Below are 17,850 nucleotides of genomic sequence, written 5' to 3' on the forward strand. Positions count from 1 at the left end.
TGCGAGAGGTCTGCGCGCGGGTCGAGGACGACGATGGCCACCCGTACCTGGTCGTACGTGGTGGTCACTGCGGACCGGCGCGCCTGCTGCCAATAATCATGGCGAACGAGAGCACGGCGGCAGTCTGGCACAGCCCCGCCCCCGACTCACGGACCGTCTCAGGATGCGGTACGCGTACGGGTGATCAACAGTCCGTGAGCTTCGGCCGGCCGAGTGAGTCGTCCAGGAACTCCCGTACGTGGCCGAGGATCTGCCCCCGGTCCGTGCCGCGCAGGCCCACCGCGACATGGATGGAGAAGCCGTCGAGGAGGGCGCGCAGCCGGGCGGCGAAGCGGTCGGCGTCCACGGGGCGGAACTCTCCGCGGGTGACGCCGTCCGCGAGCAGGGCGACCAGGTCGCGGTGCCAGGCGCCCTCGATGGCGGCCTGGCGGTCGCGGGCGTCGTCGGCGGCGTTCTGCGAGCGGTTCCAGACCTCCAGCCACAGCGTCCAGTGCGGGTCGCGGTGGCCGTCGGGCACGTACAGGTCGACGTAGGCGTCGAGGCGCTCGCGAGCGGTTCCCGGCCGGGTGAGGAGCCGGGCCCGCTCGGCGCCCAGACGGCCTTCGCTCCACTCCAGGGTCTGGAGCAGCAGCTCGTCCTTGGAGTGGAAGTAGTAGAGGAGGTGGCCGCTGCTCATGCCGACCTCGCGGCCGAGCGCCGCCATGGTGAGCTGCTCCAGACCGCGCTCGGCGATCATGTCCATGGCCGCGGCGAGGACCTCCTCGCGGGGTGGGGCGGGGGTGCGCCGGCGGGGCGACGGGGTCGCGCTCATGCCGGGACCGTCCGTACGGCGTCGGGCAGGAAGTGGGTCTCGTACGGCCCGGAGCAGTCGGCGAACAGCGTCGCCGCCTCCGCCCCGCACCCCGGGCACAGCTCGTTCGGCCCCTCCTGACCAGGGGGGCCGCAGCACCCGACCTCGACGAAGGCCGGGTTGCGCTCCAGGAAGCCGCGGGTGTCGTCGGGGTGGACCACCAGGGTGTCGCGCGGCCCCGCGGACATCAGGCAACCCGGTCCGTCGGGGTCGGCGACGACCAGGCCGGGGACCGCGGCCCCCATCCACTCCGGGTCCGGGTGCGGCACGTACGGCGCTCCGCTCGGCTCGGGGTCGACCGCGTAGGTGCCGCGCGGCACGGTCGACGGGGCGTGCCGCGAGCCGTCGGGGCCCTTCCGCCCGTCGTACCAGGGGCGTTCGGGCAGCACGGGAAGCAGCCGCAGCGGCTCGCTGAGACGGCGGCCGCAGGCCGCGCAGACCAGGACGTTCACCCGTCTGTTCTACCCGACCCCGACCGTCACCGGGTCTTCGGCTGCTGTTGCGTGATGCAGTGGATACCGCCTCCGCCCGCGAAGACGGTGCGGGCGTCCACCAGGGTCACCGTCCGCTCGGGGAACAGCCGGCGGAAGATCCCGGCGGCGTCCTCGTCGCGCGGGTCGTCGAAGCCGCACAGCACGACTCCCCCGTTGCAGAGGTAGTGGTTGATGTAGGAGTAGTCGGCCCAGTGGCCGTCGGCCTCCAGGACGGTGGGGGCGGCCACCTCGACGACCTCCAGAGGGCGGCCGTGGGCGTCGGTCTGCGCCCGCAGCAGGCCGATGACCTCCTTGGTCACCTCGTGGTCGGGGTGCGCCGGGTCCGGCTGGTGGTGGGCGACGACGACACCGGGACGGGCGAAGGCGGCGACGATGTCGACATGGCCGAGGGTCCCGAAGCCGTGCGGGGGGTAGTCGCCGGTGAGGCCGCGCGGGAGCCAGATCGCCTTGCGGGTGCCGAGCTGGGCGTGGATCTCGGCCTCGACCTCCTCCTTCGACCAGTGCGGGTTGCGCTCCGGGCCCAGCTGGACCGTCTCCGTCAGCAGGACCGTGCCCTCGCCGTCGACGTGGATCGCGCCGCCCTCGTTGACCAGCCGCGAGGCGTACGTCCTGGCGCCCGCGAGGTCGCTGACGTACGCGGCGATCTTCGCGTCGTGCTCCCAGCGGGCCCAGTGCTGGGCGCCCCAGCCGTTGAACGTCCAGTCCACGGCGGCCAGTTCACCCTTGCCGTTGGTCAGGAACGTGGGACCGATGTCCCTCATCCAGGCGTCGTCGAGGTCGCGCTCGACGGTGTCGACGTCCGGGCCGAGCAGGGCGCGGGCCTCGGCGGACTGCCCGGGGCCGCACACCACCGTCACCGGTTCGAAACGCCGGACGGCGCGGGCGACCGACGCCCAGGCGGCACGGGAGGCGGCGAGGTCGTCGGGGTCGTCGAAGGTGGGGTTCGGGCCCGGCCACGCCATCCAGGTGCGCTCGTGCGGGGCCCACTCGGGGGGCATGCGGAAGCCGTCGGCGGCAGCGGACATCAGGGGTCCTCAGAGGAAGTAGAGACGGTTGAGGGAGACCGAGCCGGCGGGCTCGGAGCGGATCGGTTCGCCGTCGAGGGTGACGAGACCGGTGCTCTGGTCCACGTCGACCGCTCCGGTACGGCAGTTGAGGCGCAGGTCGGCGGGGCCGATGCCACGGGTGCCGCGGACGGCGACCCTTCTGCGGCGGGTCGGCATCCGGTCGCCGCCCTGGTCGAGGGCGGCCTGGGCGACGAAGGCGACGGAGATCTCGGCCGGGGTCGCCCCGTGCGCCCCGAACTGCGGGCCGAGCACCAGGGGTTCGCAGGTGTCGGTGGCCGCGTTGGGATCGCCGACCACGCCGTAGGCCGGGAAGCCCGCCTTGAGGACGAGCTGCGGCTTGGCGCCGAAGTACTCCGGGCGCCACAGCACGATGTCGGCGAGCTTGCCGACCTCGATCGAGCCGACCTCGTGCGCGAGGCCGTGCGCGATGGCCGGGTTGATGGTCAGCTTGGCGATGTAGCGCAGGACGCGCTCGTTGTCGTGGTCCTCGGGGGCGCCGAGCTCGGCCTTCATCTTCCCGGCCATCGCGAACGTACGGCGGACCGTCTCCCCCGCCCGGCCCATGCCCTGCGCGTCGGAGGAGGTGATGCCGATCGCGCCCAGGTCGTGCAGCACGTCCTCGGCGCCCATGGTGCCGGCGCGGATGCGGTCGCGGGCCATCGCCGCGTCGCCGGGCAGGTCGGTCTTGAGGTCGTGGACGGAGACGATCATGCCGTAGTGCTCGGCGACCGCGTCCCGGCCGAAGGGCAGGGTCGGGTTGGTGGAGGAGCCGATGACGTTCGGGACTCCGGCCATCTTCAGCACGTTCGGCACGTGTCCGCCGCCGCAGCCCTCGATGTGGAAGGCGTGGATGGTGCGGCCCTCCAGCACCCGCAGCGTGTCCTCGACCGACAGGCACTCGTTCAGCCCGTCGCTGTGCAGGGCTACCTGGACGTCGTGCTCCTCGGCGACGCGCAGGGCGGTGTCCAGCGCCCGGGTGTGGGCGCCCATGTCCTCGTGCACCTTGAAGCCGCTCGCCCCGCCCTCGGCCAGCGCCTCGATCAGCGGAGCGGAGTGGGACGACGAACCCCGGCCGAGGAAGCCGATGTTGACCGGCCAGGCGTCGAAGGCGCCGAACGCGTGCCGGAGCGCCCACGGCGAGTTGACGCCGACGCCCCACACCGGGCCGAACTCCTGCCCGATGATCGTGGTCACGCCGGAGGCGAGCGAGGCCTCCATGATGCGCGGCGACAGCAGGTGAACGTGTGTGTCGACGGCCCCGGCGGTGGCGATCAGCCCTTCCCCGGACACGATCGACGTGCCCGTGCCGACGACCACGTCGACCCCGTCGAGGGTGTCGGGGTTCCCGGCCCGCCCGATCGAGCAGATCCGCCCCTCGCGGATGCCGATGGACACCTTCCGGATGCCCTGGGCCGCGTCGATCACCACGACGTTGCTGATCACGACGTCACAGGTCGCGCGCACGGCGGCGGCCTTGAGGTGCAGTCCGTCGCGGGCGGTCTTGCCGAAGCCGGCGAGGAACTCGTCGCCGTAGTGCTGGGAGTCGGACTCGACGCGGACGGTCAGACCGGAGTCGCCCAGCCGGACCCGGTCGCCCGCGCGCGGGCCGTGCGTGGCGGCGTACTCGTACGGGTTCATGCCTCGGCTCCCAGGTATCCGCAGGCGGCGGCCCTGCGCAGGGCCTCTTCCTTCGCGCCCGGCGCGTCCAGCGGCCCGTCGACGAGCCCCGCGAAGCCGATCGCGATCCGCTCGCCCCCGATCGGCACCAGACCGGCCTCGGCGCTCTCCCCCGGCCCGAAGCGGACCGACGAGCCGGCGGGCACGGCGAGCCGCATCCCGTAGGCGGCGGCGCGGGGGAAGTCGAGGCGCGGGTTGGCCTCGAAGAAGTGGAAGTGGGAGGTGACGGAGACGGGCACGGTCGCCGTGTTGGTGACGGTGACCGTGACGACGGGCTCGGGCTCGGCGTGCTCCGGTCCCGGCAGCAGCGCGCCCGGCCCCTCCTCCCCCAGCCCGCCGCCGATCGGATCGGAGACCACCGCGAGCCGGGAGCCGTCGTCGAAGACGGCCTCCACATGCACCTCGGTGACGACGTCGGCGACGCCCGGCAGGACGTCGGCGGGGCCCAGTGCCGACCGGGCCGCCTCGACGGCCTCCGCGAGGCGCCTGCCGTCCCGGGCGGCCTCGCAGACGGTGTCCGCGATCAGCGCGGTCGCCTCCGGCACGTTGAGCCTGAGCCCCCGGGCCTTGCGGCTGCGGGCCAGCTCGGCGGCCGAGAACAGCAGCAGCCGGTCACGTTCGGTGGGGGTCAGCCTCATGCCGGGGCACCTCCTCGCCTTCCTGTCTTTAGAGCGGCACTCTAATGTTAGAACACCACTCTAAACATGTCGGGGCCGCGGTGTCCCCGAACACGTCAGGGCCGCCGCGGACGAGGAGTCCGGGGCGGCCCTGACGAAGGCGGACGGCGGCTAGCCGAGCTTGTGCATCCAGCCGTGCGTGTCCTCCGTGATGCCGCGCTGGACGTCCAGCAGGGCCTGGCGGAGCTTCACGGTGACCTCGCCGGGCTCGCCGCCCGACTGCTTCCACTCGGCACCGGTGCTGCGCCTGACCTTGCCGACGGGGGTGATGACGGCGGCGGTGCCGCAGGCGAAGACCTCGGTGAGGGTGCCGTTCTCGGCGTCGCGCTGCCACTGCTCGACGGAGACGCGGCCCTCCTCGGCCTCGTAACCGAGGTCGCGGGCGACGGTGAGGAGGGAGTCGCGGGTGACGCCTTCGAGGATGGAGCCGGTCAGCGTCGGGGTGACGATCACCGGCTTTTCATTGGATGCAGCGCCGTACACGAAGTAGAGGTTCATGCCGCCGAGCTCCTCCACCCACTGGTGCTGCACGGCGTCGAGGTAGCAGACCTGGTCGCAGCCGTGGGCGGCGGCCTCGGCCTGGGCGAGCAGGGAGGCGGCGTAGTTGCCGCCGGTCTTTGCGTCGCCCATGCCGCCGGGGACGGCGCGGACGCGGTCCTCGGAGACCCAGATGGAGACGGGCTTGACGCCGCCCGGGAAGTAGGCGCCGGCCGGGGAGGCGATCACGAGGAACAGGTATTCGTTGGCGGGCTTCACACCCAGGCCGACCTCGGTCGCGATCATGAAGGGGCGCAGGTAGAGGGACTCCTCGCCACCGTGGGCGGGCACCCAGCCCTTGTCCTGCTGGACCAGCGCGTCACAGGCCTCGATGAAGGTCTCGACGGGCAGCTCGGGCATGGCCAGGCGCCTGGCGGAACGCTGGAAGCGCTTGGCGTTCTGGTCCGGGCGGAAGGTGGCGACGGAGCCGTCGGGGCCGCGGTAGGCCTTGAGCCCCTCGAAGATCTCCTGGGCGTAGTGCAGCACGTTGGTGGCCGGGTCGAGCGGAATCGGCGCGTACGGAACGAGCTGGCCGTCGTGCCAGCCCCGGCCCTCGGTCCACTTGATCGTCACCATGTGGTCGGTGAAGTGGCGTCCGAATCCGGGGTTCGTCAGGATCGCCTCCCGCTCGGCGGCGGGGAGCGGATGGGCGGACGGCTTGAGCTCGATCGTGGGCGTCGTCATGGGTGCTTGTCCTTCACCGGTTGTAGTGACGGGCCGCGCTCACGCCCGTACGGCCTTCCGGCCAGTGCTAGGACGTCCGAGCATTCCTTCGTACCGCGGCTCCGCGTTCGATTATCGCGTGGGGAGCTGCGATGGAAGGAATCGGGGTGAATGCGGCCCCGGGGTTGATGGTGGCACCCGGCGGGGACATGGGGGAAGCCGCCGGGCGCTGATGCGACCCGGCGGCTTCGAGAGGTTCGAAATGGCGCGGCGGGTCAGCCGGCTACTCGTACGGCGAGCGCGTCGCCGATCTCGGAGGTGGAGCGGGCGGGCAGCCGGCCGCGCTCGCCGAGGTCGGCGGAGACCGCCTCCTCGATCCGGGTCGCCTCGGCCTCGTAGCCGAGGTGGCGCAGCAGCAGGGCGACGGACAGGACCGTGGCGGTGGGGTCGGCCTTGCCCTGGCCGGCGATGTCCGGGGCCGAGCCGTGGACGGGCTCGAACATGGACGGGAACTCGCGGCCGGGGTTGATGTTGCCGGAGGCGGCCACACCGATGCCGCCGGAGACGGCCGCGGCGAGGTCGGTGATGATGTCGCCGAAGAGGTTGTCGGTGACGATGACGTCGAAGCGCTCGGGCTGGGTGACCAGGTAGATGGTGGCCGCGTCGACGTGCATGTACTCGGTGGTGACCTCGGGGAACTCCGTGGCCACCTTGTTGAAGATGTTGGTCCACAGGTGACCGGCGAAGGTCAGCACGTTGTTCTTGTGGATCAGCGCGAGCTTCTTGCGCGGGCGGACCTGGGCGCGGGCGAAGGCGTCGCGGACGACCCGCTCGACACCGAAGGCCGTGTTCACGGAGACCTCGGTGGCGACCTCGTGCTCGGTGCCCTTGCGGATGGTGCCGCCGTTGCCGGTGTACGGGCCCTCGGTGCCCTCGCGGACCACGACGAAGTCGATCTGCGGCTCGCCGGCGAGCGGGGTGGCGACACCCGGCAGGAGCTTCGAGGGGCGCAGGTTGACGTGGTGGTCGAAGGCGAAGCGGAGCTTGAGCAGGAAGCCCCGCTCCAGGACGCCGGACGGCACGGACGGGTCGCCGATCGCGCCGAGCAGGATGGCGTCGTGCTGCCCGAGGGCGTCGAGGTCGGCGTCGGTGAGGGTCTCACCGGTGGCGTGGTAGCGCCTGGCACCGAAGTCGTACTCCTTGGTCTCCAGCTTCACGTCCTCGGGAAGGACGGCGGAGAGGACCTTGAGGCCTTCGGCCACGACTTCCTGGCCGATGCCGTCACCGGGGATCACTGCGAGATCGATGCTGCGAGACATGCCGGGAACCCTACTCCTCGTCCCATGGGATGACATGGACTGTCCGCCATACGGACGGCATCGGGCAGGGGTGGAGGCACCCGGGTGGGGGGTCGGCGTCATCCTGTTGGCCGCCGTTCACCCGTATGTGGGCCCGGCGTTGGGATTCGCTGGGAACTTCTGACGGCATGGAGACCCCCGACTTCGGCATTCCGCGGCGGCTCGCGGAGCGGATGAGCATGGCCGAGCAGTACGAGTACCTGCGCACCCGGCTCACCCGGCGCCGCACGCTGGTGACGGCGGGCGCGGTGGCGGGCGGGCTGCTGACCGGCTGCGGGGGCACCGGGACGCCGTCCCGCACGTCCGGCGCGCCCGCCCCCACCGCCTCCCGCGTGTCCGGTTCGGTCGTCACCCCGTTCGGCCGCCATCTGGCCTTCGGCGCCGACCCGAGGACCCGGATGCGGATCTCCTGGCAGGTGCCGTTCCCGGTGAAGAAGCCGTACGTGCGCGTCGGCCTGCGGCCGGACGACCTGGGCCGCCGGATCGAGGCCGAGGTGCGCCATCTGCACACGGCCGGGGTGCAGGGGGTGCGGCCGACGGTCGAACAGTACTACGTGCACGCGGCCCTGGACGGCCTGAAGCCCGGCACGACGTACTACTACGGCGTCGGGCACGACGGCTGGGACCCCACCTCCCCCGCCCACCGCTCGACCATCGCCTCCTTCCGGACCGCGCCCGCGAGTCCGGAGAGCTTCGTGTTCACCGCCTTCGGCGACCAGGGCGTCGGCACCGCCGCGAACGGCAACGACCATCTGCTGCTGCGGCTGAAGCCCGCCTTCCATCTGCACGCGGGCGACATCTGCTACGCGGACGTCAACGGGGCCGGTTCGAAGACGGACGGCTACGACCCCACGTTCTGGGACATGTTCCTGAAGCAGACCGAGCCGGTGGCGAAGTCGGTGCCGTGGATGGTGACCACCGGCAACCACGACATGGAGGCCTGGTACTCACCGGACGGCTACGGCGGCCAGCTGGCCCGCTTCTCCCTCCCGGACAGCGGCTTCGACCCGCACACGGCGCCGGGCGTGTACGCGTTCACGTACGGCAACGTCGGCTTCGTGGCCCTGGACGCCAACGACGTGTCGTACGAGATCCCCGCCAACTTCGGCTACACCGGCGGCCGGCAGACCAGATGGCTGGACAGCAGGCTCGGTGAGCTGCGGGCGGCGAAGGGCGTCGACTTCCTGGTGGTGTTCTTCCACCACTGCGCCTACTCGACCTCGCAGCACGCCTCCGACGGCGGCATCCGCAAGGAGTGGCTGCCACTGTTCGCCAAGCACAAGGTCGACCTGGTGATCAACGGGCACAACCACGTGTACGAGCGGACGGACGCCATCAAGAACGGGCGGGTCGCCAGGGCGGTGCCGATCGGCGGGTCCACGGACCCCACGCGGGACGGGATCGTGTACGTCACCGCGGGCGGCGGCGGCCGGAACCTCTACTCGTTCCCGTCGGGCGTGAAGGACAGCTACGAGGGCCATGTCACCCGGCACGACGCGGTGAAGACCTTCTACTGGACCAAGGGGAAGAACCCGCAGGCGGAGGCGGTGGAGTGGTCCCGGGTGCGGTACACCGGCTTCTCGCTGCTGTCGGTCGAGGCGCGGGCGGGCGCGTCACCGCGGCTGAAGGTGTCGGCGCTGGCGCAGGACGGCAAGCGGGTGGACCACTTCGAGGTGCGACGCGGCGGGTGAGGCCGCGCCGCACCTCGAACGGGTGCGGCTCCCGGTTCGTGGGGTGCGGCGGCCGGCCGGCTCAGTGGCCGGTCTCGCCGCCGTTGTCGCGGCGGTCGAGGGCGCGCTGGAGGGCGGCGGCGGCGTTCTTGCGGTCGGAATCGCTCGTGCGGGACACGTGGCGGACTCGGCGGCGGACGGTCGTCTCGGCCATGGAAATCGACTCCTTCGGCACACGGGGGTGCGGAGAGACAAGGGGTTACGAGACGCCGGATGGGGCGGGGAGCGGTGCCGCAGGGGTTGCCTGCACGGGGCCCGGCTCACGACCGCCATTCGCTTGGTCGAGCGAGACGTTCGGCTCCTACAAAAGTAAGGGAGTGCCGCGCTTCTGTCTCTACAATTAGTCGGACTTCCTACTATCTGAGACGGCGAACCGGGTCACACCGCTGTGACCTGCGGTTTCCTCGTGCGCGGATGGAGTGAACGCAGCTCCCTGACGAGGGCCCGCACGGCTGCCGTCGTGGCCGATTCCGGGGTGGTGACGTAGCCGACGGAGCGGGTCGGGCGGCCGGGCCCGAGGTCGGTGATCTCGACCGTGGGCGGGGCGGCGGTGAGGGACAGCGCGGGCATGATCGCCATGCCGAGGCCGCTGCCCACCATGGACAGCACCGCCCCGTCGTCCTCGGCGCGCACGGTCGCGGCCGGGATCCAGTCCTGGGCCGCCCACCACGCGCGCGTGCCTGGTGCGTGACTACGCCGATGTGCAGGAGGAGTTGTACGAGTTCGCCGTACCGCATCTGCGCAGCGGGGCCCTCGTGGCGGACGAGACGGTGGTGGACGGGTTCGAGCGGATCGTGGAGGCGTTCCTGCGGATGCTGCGGGGCGGGAACACGGGGAAGATCCTGGTGCGGGCGGCCGGGGCCTGACGGCCTCTCACATGACGTCCCCGTCCCGCCAGTCGAAGAGCAGTTCGTGCGCGGGGTCGGGCGGGCCGGCGAGTGCGGGGCGCAGATAGGTGGTGTCCTCCTCGTCGGGTAGGCGGACGATCCCGTCCGGGGAGAGGGCGTGGATCCGGCCGGTCCACAGCTGCCAGCCGCGTGCCGTGTAGAGGGGGGCGCCGTCCTCGCTCGCGGAGAGCGCGCCGAGGTCGTACGCCCGGTCGACGATCCGCTCCAGGGCGCCCATCACCCGCCCGCCCAGTCCGGTGCGGCGCGCGTCCGGGCGTACCGCGACGGCCTCGACGTACCCGACGCGCAGCCAGCGGCCCCGATGCCGGGCGCGGCGCATGACCACCGAGCCGTGTGCGGCGAGCCCGGTGTCGTCGTGCACGAGGGCGTGCATGCCGCCGAGTCCGTGCTCCCAGTCCTCGTCGGAGAAGTCGCCGTCGAAGGCGTCGTGGAGGAGGGCGCGGGCGGCCCGGAGTTCGGCGGGGTCGAGGTCGGCGGTGTGGGCGGTGCGGAGGCGGGTGGTCATGGAGTCCAGTATTCATCACCCGCCCTCCAATCTAACCTTCTATTTTCGCTTGACCGGTTAGATACGGCCGTGGTGCACTGACGCCATGACCACACACCGGACCCACCACCGCACCGCCACCGTGCGCGGCCTCGACGTGTACTACCGGGAGGCGGGGCCCGTCGGCGCCCCGGTCCTGCTGCTCCTGCACGGCTTCCCGACCAGCTCGCACATGTTCCGCGAGCTGATCCCGCTGCTCGCCGGCCGCTACCGGGTGATCGCTCCGGACCACATCGGCTTCGGCCGGTCGTCGGCGCCCGCGGCCTCGGAGTTCCCCTACACCTTCGACGAACTGGCCGCCGTCACCCAGGAGTTCACCGAGCAGCTGGGGCTGACGGAGTTCGCCCTCTACATCCAGGACTACGGCTCGCCGATCGGCCTGCGCCTGGCCCTCGCCCACCCCGAGCGGGTGACCGCGATCGTCACGCAGAACGGCAACGCGTACGAGGAGGGGCTCGGCAAGGAGGCCTGGGCGCCGGTGCTGGCGCTGATCGAGGAGCGGACGCCCGGGACGGAGGCGCCCGTGCGGGAGATCAGCGGCCCGGACGGGATCAGATGGCAGTACCTGCACGGCGTGCCGGACCCGTCGGCGGTCAGCCCGGACGCGTACGAGCACGACACCGCGCTGATGGCCCGTCCCGGCCAGCCGGAGATCCAGCTCGACCTGATCTCCGACTATGGCGCCAACTTCGCGCTGTACCCGGCCTTCCAGGAGTACTTCCGCACCAGCGGGGTCCCGCTGCTGGCGGTGTGGGGCGCGCACGACGAGATCTTCGTGCCGGCTGGCGCGCTGGCCTTCCAGCGGGACCTGCCGAAGGCGGAGGTGCATCTGCTCCCCACCGGCCACTTCGCCCTGGAAACGCACGCGCCGCAGATCGCGCGGCTCATGACCGACTTCCTCGACCGGCACCTGCTCACTGCCTGAGCGCCTGCCCGAGCGCCTCCCGGAAACCCTTCGGATCCTCGACCCACGGCAGGTGCCCGGCCTCCGGCAGGACCACCCGGCGCACCCGGGGCAGGGCACGCTCCAGGGAGTCGACGGCCGTGCGGGGGCGGATGTCCCGGGCGCCGTCGATGATCGTCACGGGCAGGTCCAGGGCCTCGCAGGCGGTGAACAGCTCGGGAGTGCCACAGCTCCGCTTCCGCTCCTCGTCGAGGGCGTCGTTGCAGTCGGTGTTGATCGCGAACCAGGGGTCGGCCATGCGGCCGGCGTGGTGCGGGGCGCGTTCCCGGTCCTCGAACTCGATGGACCACTGGAGCACCGCGCGCTCCCGGTCCTCGGCCTCCGTGCGCCCGGGGCGGTCGGTCAACTCCTGCCACCGGGTGAGCCGTTCGGGACGCTCGCCGAGCCGGGCGCGGAAGTTCGCCGCGAAGGCGGGGTGCCAGTCGGCGTCGGGGCCGATGCCCGTACCGCTCACATAGACCAGCGCACTCACCCGTTCCGGGTGGGCCAGCGCATGGCTGAGCGCCAGTTGCGCGCCCCAGGAGTGGCCGAGCAGCGCCATCCGGTCCAGCCCGAAGTGCCGTCGTACGGCGTCCAGATCAGCCACGAACCGCTCGGTCGTCCAGGGCCCCGCGCAACGCTGGGAGCGCCCGCAGCCGCGCTGGTCCCAGCGGACGACCGGGGTCACGTCCGCCAGGAGTGCGGCGACGTCCTCGAACATGTCCCACAGGCCCGGCCCGCCGTGGCACAGCACCAGCGGCGCGCCGCGCCCGCCCGAGCGGGCCGCCCACAGACGTACGCCGTCGTCGGTCTCGACCGGCTCGCTCTGGCTCTGGCTCTGGCTCCGCGCCGATGTCATGGGAGGAGTCTGCCCGGGGCGCGCGGCACGGGCATGGAAACGGGCCGGGAAGCCACGCTTGTGGCAGGCTTCCCGGCCCGTGCTCGCGAGGGCGGTCAGCCCATGTGCGGGTAGGTGTAGTCGGTCGGCGCGACCAGCGTCTCCTTGATGGCGCGGGTCAGGGTCCAGCGCGTCAGGTTCTGCGGGGCGCCGGCCTTGTCGTTGGTGCCGGAGGACCGGCCGCCGCCGAAGGGCTGCTGGCCGACGACGGCGCCGGTCGACTTGTCGTTGATGTAGAAGTTGCCGGCCGCGTAGCGCAGCTTCTCCATCGTGTGGGCGGCCGCCGCGCGGTCGTTCGCGATGACCGAGCCGGTCAGGGCGTAGTCGGACACCGACTCCATCTGGGCGAGCATCTCGTCGTACTTCTCGGCCGAGCTGTCGTCGTACACGTGCACGGCGAGGAACGGGCCGAAGTACTCGGTGGTGAAGACCTCGTTCTCCGGGTCGGTGCACTCGACGACCGTCGGGCGGACGAAGTAGCCGACCGAGTCGTCGTAGCTGCCGCCCGCGACGATCGTGCAGCTCGGGTCGGCCGTCGCGCGGTCGATCGCCGCCTTGTTCTTGGCGAAGGAGCGCTCGTCGATGACCGCGCCGATGAAGTTCGAGAAGTCGGTGACGTCGCCCATGGCGATGCCGTCGATCTCGGCGGCGAACTCCTCCTTGAAGCCGGAGTTCCAGATCGAGGCCGGGAGGTACGCCCGGGAGGTCGCCGAGCACTTCTGGCCCTGGTACTCGAAGGCACCGCGGGTCAGGGCGGTCTTGAGGACGGCGCGGTCGGCGCTCGGGTGGGCGACGACGAAGTCCTTGCCGCCGGTCTCGCCGACCAGACGCGGGTAGGAGCGGTACTTCTCGATGTTGGCGCCGACCGTCTTCCACAGGTACTGGAAGGTCTTCGTCGAGCCGGTGAAGTGGATGCCGGCGAGATCCCGGTGCTCCAGGGCGACCTCGGAGACCGCGATGCCGTCGCCGGTGACGAGGTTGATGACGCCCTTGGGCAGGCCCGCCTCCTCCAGCAGCTTCATGAGCAGCACGGCGGCGTGGGTCTGGGTCGGGGACGGCTTCCACACCACGACGTTGCCCATCAGCGCGGGCGCGGTGGGCAGGTTGCCCGCGATGGCGCTGAAGTTGAACGGGGTGATCGCGTAGACGAAGCCCTCGAGCGGACGGTGGTCGAGGCGGTTCCAGACGCCCGGGGAGTTGGCCGGGGGCTGCTCGGCCAGGATCTGGCGGGCGTAGTGGACGTTGAAGCGCCAGAAGTCGATCAGCTCGCACGGAGCGTCGATCTCGGCCTGCTGGGCGGTCTTCGACTGGCCCAGCATGGTGGAGGCCGCGATGGTCTCGCGCCAGGGGCCGGCCAGCAGCTCGGCGGCGCGCAGGATGATCGCCGCGCGGTCGTCGAAGGACATCGCGCGCCAGGCGGGCGCGGCGGCCAGGGCCGCGTCGACGGCATCCTTGGCGTCCTGCTGGGTGGCGTTGCGGTAGGTGCCGAGCACGGCCTTGTGGTTGTGCGGCTGGACGACCTGGAAGGCCTCGCCGCCGCCCATCCGCTTCTCACCGCCGATGGTGCAGGGCAGGTCGACCGGGTTCTCGGCCAGCTCCTTCAGCTTGGCCTCGAGCCGGGCACGCTCGGGCGAGCCGGGGGCGTAGCCGTGCACCGGCTCGTTGACGGGGGTGGGGACCTGGGTCACAGCGTCCATTGGTTCCGTTACTCCTTACTGAGCGGTGTTGCGAGCTTGGGGGCGGGCGGGGGTGGGCTCAGCCCTTGCTGACCATCGACCGCATGAAGAAGCGCAGGTTGGCGGGCTTCTCCGCGAGGCGGCGCATGAAGTAGCCGTACCAGTCGGTGCCGTAGGCGGTGTAGACGCGCATGCGGTGGCCCTCGGCGGCCAGCCGCAGGTGCTCCTCGCCGCGGATGCCGTAGAGCATCTGGAATTCGTACTCGTCCAGTTTGCGCCCGGCACGGTGGGCGAGTTCCTGGGCGATCGTGATCAGGCGCGGGTCGTGGGAGCCCACCATCGGGTACCCCTCGCCGTCCATCAGGATCCTCAGGATCCGGACGTACGCCTTGTCGATCTCGTGCTTCTGCTGGTAGGCGACCTCGGCGGGCTCCTTGTAGGCGCCCTTGACCAGGCGGACCCGGCTGCCGCTCGCGGCGAGGCGGCGGGCGTCGGCCTCGGTGCGGAAGAGGTAGGCCTGGATGACGCAGCCGGTCTGCGGGAAGTCCTTCCGCAGCTCCTCGTGGATGGCGAACATCGAGTCGAGGGTCGTGTGGTCCTCGGCGTCCAGGGTGACGGTCGTACCGATGGCGGCGGCGGCCTCGACGACCGGACGGACGTTGGTCAGGGCCAGCTCGTGGCCGCCGTCCAGCGCCTGGCCGAACATCGACAGCTTGACGGACATCTCGACCTTCTCGCCGAGCTCCAGCTCCCCCAGCCGCTCGACGAGCCCCAGGTAGGCGTCACGGGCGGCGGCGGCCTGCTCGGGGGTGGTGATGTCCTCGCCGACCACGTCCATGGTCAGTTCCAGGCCCTTGGCGGTGAGCTCCTCGATGATCGGGACGATGTCGGACACCGTCTCGCCGGGGATGAAACGGTCGACGACCTGCTTCGTCACCGGGGCCGCCGAGATCAGGCGTCGCATCCGGTCGCTGCGCGACGCGGCGAGAATCACGGGACCCAGCACGGGGCACCTCCACAACAGGACCAAAGAGGGCCGCTGCCCGACCATCCGGGTACGGCACGGAGAACCACCGTGAAATCTAAGGATCCCTCCGATGGTCAGCCATCGACAGCTGTCACGCATCCGTTCACCGGATCTCAGACAGATGTATGAAGCGGCGCGGATATGCGGCAGAATGCCCGGATGGCAGCCGATACTCCGCCGTTCAAGAACGTGGGCGACTACCAGGAGCTGGTGGACGAGATCTCGGAGCTGCTGGGCGTTCCGGCGACCCTGGAGAACCGCGACTTCGAGCTGATCGCCTTCGGCGCCTACGACAGCGAGGACGAGCTGGACGCCTCGGCGCTGGACCCGGTGCGCACCCGCTCGATCCTGACCCGGCGGTCCACGGCCGCGGTCCGGACGTGGTTCGAGGGCTTCGGCATCACACGGGCGACCGGTCCGGTCCGCATCCCGCCGACCCCGGAGGCGGGGGTGTACCGGGGGCGCATCTGTCTCCCCGTACGCCATCGCGGTGTCGTCCTCGGATACGTCTGGCTGCTGGACGACGACCCGGGCCCGAGCGAGCGGCAGCTGACCGCGGCGATGGCGGTCGCGGCCCGGATCGGGGCGCTGCTGGCGGACGAGGCGCAGCACGGCGCCGACCTCACCCGGGAACTGCGGGCGGTGCTCACCGCCGAACGGGGCTGGCCGCGGGACATGGCGGTGGCCGAGTTGCGCACCGCCCTGGGCTCCCGCGCGGACGGTCCGCACACGGTGGTGTGCGTGGCGCCCTGGCCGTCCGCCGACCCGGCCGACGCGCCGTCGGTGCGTACGCTGCCGGGCGCGACCGCGCTGTGCACGGTGCCGTGGGGCCTGTCCGCGCAGTCGTTGGCGCTGCTGGTGCGGCTGCGGTCGACGCAGGCCGTGACCCCGGCGGTGTCGGCGGCGGGGCGGTTGCTGGAGCGGACGGACGGCGGGGGCGGGGCCGTCGCCGCGGGGGTCGCCGCCGCCCGGCTGGGGCTCGCCGAGCTGGGGGCCGCCTGGCAGGAGGCGTCCGCGGCGGCCCGTGCGGCGCTGGCCGAACCCCGGTTCGGGCCGGTCGCCGAGTGGGCGCAGATCGGCCCGTACCGGCTGCTGACCTCGCTGCCGCCCGAGGTCGCCCACGATCCCGTCACAGCCCCGCTCCTCACCCCCGCCCACCGGGAGCTGGCCCGCACCGCCGAGGTCTACCTCGACTGCGCGGGCCAGGCCGCCCGCACCGCCGCCGAACTGGGCATCCACCGCCAGACCCTGTACTACCGGCTGTCCCGGGTCGAGCAGCTGACGGGTCTGGACCTCGACGACGGGGAGGACCGGCTGCTGCTGCACATGGTGCTGAAGGGGGCGCGGCTCTAGGGGTCCGGACAGCACACCTGGCCGCCGGCGGCCAGCAGGTCGCCCACGGCCGCGATGCCCTCGGCGATGGCGCGTTCCGGCACGTCGCCGAAGCCGAGGACGAGTTGGGGCGGGTCGGTGGCCTGGGACGCGCGGCAGGCGCTCATGCCGTACAGGCCGACGGACCGGGACCGGGCCGCGGCGATCACCGTCCGCTCGTCGGCGCCGTGCGGCAGGTGGGCCACCGCGTGGAAGCCCGCCGCGAGGCCGGTCAGCCGCACGTCGGGGGCGTGCCGGGCGAGGGCGGCGCGCAGGGTCTCGCAGCGGGCCGAGTAGAGGGTGCGCATGCGGCGCAGATGGCGGTCGTAGCGGCCGGACTCGATCAGGCGGGCGAGGGCCAGCTGGTCGAGGGTCGGGGTGCCGCGGTCGGCGATCCGCTTCAGCTCGGTGAGCGATGCGGTCAGCGCGGGCGGGCAGAGCAGCCAGCCGATACGCAGGGCGGGGGCGAGGGACTTGCTGACGGTGCCGATGCCGACCACGCGGTCGGCGGCGAGGCCCTGGAGCGAGCCGACGGGTTCGCGGTCGTAGCGGAACTCGGCGTCGTAGTCGTCCTCGATGACGTAGGCGTCCCGGCGTGCCGCCCACTCGATCAGGGCCATGCGCCGGGACGGAGCCAGCAGCACCCCCGTCGGCCACTGGTGGGCCGGGGTGACGATCACCGCCGCCGCCCCGGTCGCCTCCAGCGCGGTCACGTCGATGCCGTGCGCGTCGACCGGGACGGGCAGCGCCTCCAGGCCCGCCGCCGTCGCCGCCGCGATCACGGTGCCGGGGGCGCCGGGGTCCTCGTACGCGACCGCACGGGCGCCGGCGCGCGCCAGCGCCTGCAAGGTCAGGCTCAGCCCCTGGGCGTAGCCGGAGCAGACGACGGTGCGGCCCGGGTCGGCGGCGGCCGACCTGACCCGGCGCAGGTAGGCGGCGACGACCTCGCGGAGGTGCCGGCTGCCGCGGGGATCGCCGTAGTCGAGGTCCGCCGTCGGCAGTGCGCGGGCCGCCTCCCTGGTCGCCCACAGCCAGTCGGTGAGCGGGAAGGAGGCCAGGTCCGGGACGCCGTGCCGGAAGTCGGCGAGCAGCCGGGGCGGCGGAGCGGGCGGGGCCGCGGGCTCCGGTGGCACCTGCGCGCACGGTGCCACGCGGGTGGCCGAGCCGACGTGGGTGACCAGGTAGCCCTCGGCCCGGAGCTGGGCGTAGCAGTCCTGGACCAGTCCGCGGGACAGGCTGAGGGCGCGGGCCAGTTCACGGGAGGAGGGCAGGCGTTCGCCGGCTTGGAGGCGGCCCGTGCGGATGGCGTCGCGGAGCTGCCGTTCCAGTTGGGCACGCAGCTGTTCGCCGCCGTCCCGGTCGACGGTCAGAAGCAGTTCGGGAGACAGACCGGCCCACTGCGGTGGCATGGAATTGGAGCTTACCGGGGG

Annotated in this window: 16 protein-coding genes and 2 pseudogenes; 4 read left to right on the forward strand and 14 right to left on the reverse strand. The window is 72.1% G+C overall.

What is annotated here, in order from left to right; translation table 11 throughout:
• Positions 1–184: 184 nt before the first annotated feature.
• From ABZ915_RS36885 to ABZ915_RS36915, 7 genes are all read right to left on the reverse strand, one after another.
• Positions 185–811 (reverse strand): TetR/AcrR family transcriptional regulator, encoded by a 627-nt coding sequence (locus tag ABZ915_RS36885; RefSeq protein ID WP_361812543.1) that lies wholly within the window; start codon positions 809–811, stop codon positions 185–187.
• Positions 808–1,302 carry a hypothetical protein gene (locus tag ABZ915_RS36890; protein ID WP_361812545.1) on the reverse strand — a complete coding sequence of 165 codons (495 nt, stop codon included), beginning with the start codon at positions 1,300–1,302 and terminating at the stop codon, positions 808–810. The genes ABZ915_RS36885 and ABZ915_RS36890 overlap by 4 nt, the downstream gene beginning before the upstream one ends.
• A 26-nt stretch (positions 1,303–1,328) precedes the next feature.
• Positions 1,329–2,369, reverse strand: a complete 1,041-nt coding sequence (locus ABZ915_RS36895; protein ID WP_361812547.1) for an agmatine deiminase family protein — start codon at positions 2,367–2,369, stop codon at positions 1,329–1,331.
• Positions 2,370–2,378: 9 nt separating this feature from the next.
• Positions 2,379–4,049, reverse strand: a complete 1,671-nt coding sequence (locus tag ABZ915_RS36900; RefSeq protein ID WP_361812549.1) for an urease subunit alpha — start codon at positions 4,047–4,049, stop codon at positions 2,379–2,381.
• The gene (ureA, locus tag ABZ915_RS36905) at positions 4,046–4,726 is read right to left on the reverse strand and encodes an urease subunit gamma (protein ID WP_361812551.1); all 681 of its coding nucleotides are present in this window, start codon (positions 4,724–4,726) and stop codon (positions 4,046–4,048) included. Before ureA ends, ABZ915_RS36900 begins: the two co-directional genes overlap by 4 nt.
• Before the next feature lie 150 nt (positions 4,727–4,876).
• Positions 4,877–5,986, reverse strand: a complete 1,110-nt coding sequence (locus tag ABZ915_RS36910; RefSeq protein WP_361812553.1) for a branched-chain amino acid aminotransferase — start codon at positions 5,984–5,986, stop codon at positions 4,877–4,879.
• A 254-nt stretch (positions 5,987–6,240) separates the two neighbouring features.
• Entirely contained in the window at positions 6,241–7,284 is a 1,044-nt protein-coding gene (locus tag ABZ915_RS36915) for a 3-isopropylmalate dehydrogenase (protein ID WP_361812555.1), read from the reverse strand.
• A gap of 167 nt (positions 7,285–7,451) precedes the next feature.
• Between ABZ915_RS36915 and ABZ915_RS36920 the strand changes: the two genes are divergently transcribed.
• Entirely contained in the window at positions 7,452–9,014 is a 1,563-nt protein-coding gene (locus ABZ915_RS36920; RefSeq protein WP_361812557.1) for a metallophosphoesterase family protein, read from the forward strand.
• A 61-nt stretch (positions 9,015–9,075) separates the two neighbouring features.
• On the opposite strand, the gene ABZ915_RS36925 is transcribed toward ABZ915_RS36920, so the two are convergent.
• Positions 9,076–9,207 (reverse strand): hypothetical protein, encoded by a 132-nt coding sequence (locus tag ABZ915_RS36925; RefSeq protein WP_294004210.1) that lies wholly within the window; start codon positions 9,205–9,207, stop codon positions 9,076–9,078.
• Positions 9,208–9,431: 224 nt separating this feature from the next.
• Positions 9,432–9,731 (reverse strand): annotated as a pseudogene (locus tag ABZ915_RS36930) (LysR substrate-binding domain-containing protein); the annotation flags it as partial.
• A 2-nt stretch (positions 9,732–9,733) separates the two neighbouring features.
• Here ABZ915_RS36930 and ABZ915_RS36935 point away from each other — a divergent pair.
• A pseudogene (locus ABZ915_RS36935) lies at positions 9,734–9,919 on the forward strand (NADP-dependent oxidoreductase); the annotation flags it as partial.
• A 7-nt stretch (positions 9,920–9,926) separates the two neighbouring features.
• Here the strand turns inward: ABZ915_RS36935 and ABZ915_RS36940 are convergent.
• The gene (locus tag ABZ915_RS36940) at positions 9,927–10,466 is read right to left on the reverse strand and encodes a GNAT family N-acetyltransferase (RefSeq protein ID WP_361812559.1); all 540 of its coding nucleotides are present in this window, start codon (positions 10,464–10,466) and stop codon (positions 9,927–9,929) included.
• Positions 10,467–10,551: 85 nt separating this feature from the next.
• Between ABZ915_RS36940 and ABZ915_RS36945 the strand changes: the two genes are divergently transcribed.
• Complete coding sequence (locus ABZ915_RS36945; protein WP_361812561.1) at positions 10,552–11,430, forward strand: alpha/beta hydrolase; 879 nt, start codon at positions 10,552–10,554, stop codon at positions 11,428–11,430.
• Here ABZ915_RS36945 and ABZ915_RS36950 read toward each other — a convergent pair.
• The 3 genes from ABZ915_RS36950 to ABZ915_RS36960 all read right to left on the reverse strand — a co-directional run bounded on the left by ABZ915_RS36950 (position 11,420) and on the right by ABZ915_RS36960 (position 15,028).
• The gene (locus tag ABZ915_RS36950; RefSeq protein WP_361812563.1) at positions 11,420–12,307 is read right to left on the reverse strand and encodes an alpha/beta hydrolase; all 888 of its coding nucleotides are present in this window, start codon (positions 12,305–12,307) and stop codon (positions 11,420–11,422) included. The two genes, ABZ915_RS36945 and ABZ915_RS36950, sit on opposite strands and share 11 nt — an antisense overlap.
• 95 nt (positions 12,308–12,402) lie before the next feature.
• On the reverse strand, positions 12,403–14,043 hold the full coding sequence (gene pruA / locus ABZ915_RS36955) for an L-glutamate gamma-semialdehyde dehydrogenase (RefSeq protein WP_361812565.1): 1,641 nt from the start codon (positions 14,041–14,043) through the stop codon (positions 12,403–12,405).
• A 58-nt stretch (positions 14,044–14,101) separates the two neighbouring features.
• Positions 14,102–15,028, reverse strand: a complete 927-nt coding sequence (locus ABZ915_RS36960; RefSeq protein WP_361812567.1) for a proline dehydrogenase family protein — start codon at positions 15,026–15,028, stop codon at positions 14,102–14,104.
• Positions 15,029–15,208: 180 nt separating this feature from the next.
• On the opposite strand from ABZ915_RS36960, the gene ABZ915_RS36965 reads away from it, so the two are divergent.
• Positions 15,209–16,402, forward strand: coding sequence for a helix-turn-helix domain-containing protein (locus tag ABZ915_RS36965; RefSeq protein ID WP_361812569.1), 1,194 nt, complete (start codon positions 15,209–15,211; stop codon positions 16,400–16,402).
• Here the strand turns inward: ABZ915_RS36965 and ABZ915_RS36970 are convergent.
• Positions 16,399–17,829 (reverse strand): PLP-dependent aminotransferase family protein, encoded by a 1,431-nt coding sequence (locus tag ABZ915_RS36970; protein ID WP_361812571.1) that lies wholly within the window; start codon positions 17,827–17,829, stop codon positions 16,399–16,401. The two genes, ABZ915_RS36965 and ABZ915_RS36970, sit on opposite strands and share 4 nt — an antisense overlap.
• Positions 17,830–17,850: the final 21 nt, after the last annotated feature.

The organism is Streptomyces sp. NPDC046915, from assembly GCF_040644935.1.
Lineage (GTDB): Bacteria > Actinomycetota > Actinomycetes > Streptomycetales > Streptomycetaceae > Streptomyces.